Annotated in this window: 3 protein-coding genes and 1 pseudogene; all 4 read right to left on the reverse strand. The window is 66.1% G+C overall.

Annotated elements, in window-relative coordinates; genetic code table 11:
• A partial coding sequence (locus MOV74_RS38655) for a hypothetical protein (RefSeq protein WP_246932821.1) occupies positions 1-209 on the reverse strand: 209 nt, incomplete at its 3' end.
• 93 nt (positions 210-302) lie between these two features.
• Positions 303-533 (reverse strand): hypothetical protein, encoded by a 231-nt coding sequence (locus tag MOV74_RS38660; RefSeq protein ID WP_246932823.1) that lies wholly within the window; start codon positions 531-533, stop codon positions 303-305.
• Positions 534-589: 56 nt separating this feature from the next.
• Positions 590-814: a hypothetical protein gene (locus tag MOV74_RS38665; protein WP_028134417.1), complete on the reverse strand. Its 225-nt coding sequence runs from the start codon at positions 812-814 to the stop codon at positions 590-592.
• 111 nt (positions 815-925) lie between these two features.
• A pseudogene (locus tag MOV74_RS38670) lies at positions 926-1,147 on the reverse strand (LysR family transcriptional regulator); the annotation flags it as partial.

Below are 1,147 nucleotides of genomic sequence, written 5' to 3' on the forward strand. Positions count from 1 at the left end.
CCGGATCGCCGGTCGCGCGAATTGTCCGGCGGCGGCTGCAGGCCGGTGCCGGATCCCAGCCCGGCATCGCCGCGATTGATCGCGGGATTGAGCAGCTCGGCCAGCGCCGGCCCGATCGGCTGCACATCGGGGCGATGCGCTTTCGAGTTCGGGGCCTTGGTCCTGGGGGATTTGCCGGATTTTTCGGAGGATGCAGGTTTCTTCGCCATGGGGCGAATATGGGACGAGTCCGCCCCGCAATAAAGGGCGAATGCCCGGCGTCATGCAGCCTGCTGACAGCAGGTTGGCAGCAGCCTCGAGGCCTACACCGCCGGCAACGGCCCCTCGTCATCCTCCGCCGTGACATTCGGCTTCAGGATGTCGAGGTGGATGCCGCCGCAATCGGTGCAGCGCATGGTCCAGTACTCGCATCCGGCGCGCCCGCCGATCACGCGGAGCACCGTGAGATCGCCGTCGCATTCCGGGCAGTTGGAGAGCACGGCGCGGCTGTAGATCCTCAGCCCCGAGGTGTCTTCGGTTTCGATGACTGACATGACCGGTTGCCCCCTTTTGCGCTGCGCCGTCCCTGGTTCGCTTGCGTCCTGCTCGCCTATTCGTCGTCGCTGTCGGTCCGCCGGCGGAAGCGGTCGATGTGGTGCTTGGCGTCGGCGATCGCGGCGTTCTGATCGGGCCAGGCGAAACCGACTTCCATGGCCGGAAACAGGACGCCATCGATGGCGAGGGGGCTGAGATCGGCGCGGCGGATGCGGGCGTGCCAGAGGCCTTTGCCAGCCTCGAAGGATTCGATGTCAAAGCCGTCGTAGAGGGTCGTCATGGTAGTCCCCAAAGTGTTCCGTACGTGTCTTGTTGGAGGGTCAGGGGACCACGATTGCGTCATGTGGGATGTGAAGCCGTTCACAAGCGGCCGGCTTTTTTGCTTCGGGCGTCAGTTCCGAGCGGCGGCACGGCCGATCCGCTTCACCGGGCGAGCCGTGGGTTCCGCCGCCGCGCGCATGATCCAGCGGCGGAACGCGGCAAAGTCGCGCTGCTCGGTCTGGAAGCTGCGATAGAGCAGGTACCAGCGCATGCCCTTGGGTACCGAGAGGTCGAATGGCGCGACCAGCCGGCCGGCGGCGAGGTCGTCGTCGATATAGGGCCGGATGCCCAT

Origin of the sequence: Bradyrhizobium sp. SHOUNA76, assembly GCF_023006445.1 — a bacterium.
Lineage (GTDB): Bacteria > Pseudomonadota > Alphaproteobacteria > Rhizobiales > Xanthobacteraceae > Bradyrhizobium.

Excerpts from the sequence above, each read along its gene's own strand:
- MOV74_RS38665 (WP_028134417.1), bottom strand. The coding sequence starts at position 814 with ATGACGACCCTCTACGACGGCTTTGACATCGAATCCTTCGAGGCTGGC.
- MOV74_RS38660 (WP_246932823.1), bottom strand. The coding sequence starts at position 533 with ATGTCAGTCATCGAAACCGAAGACACCTCGGGGCTGAGGATCTACAGC.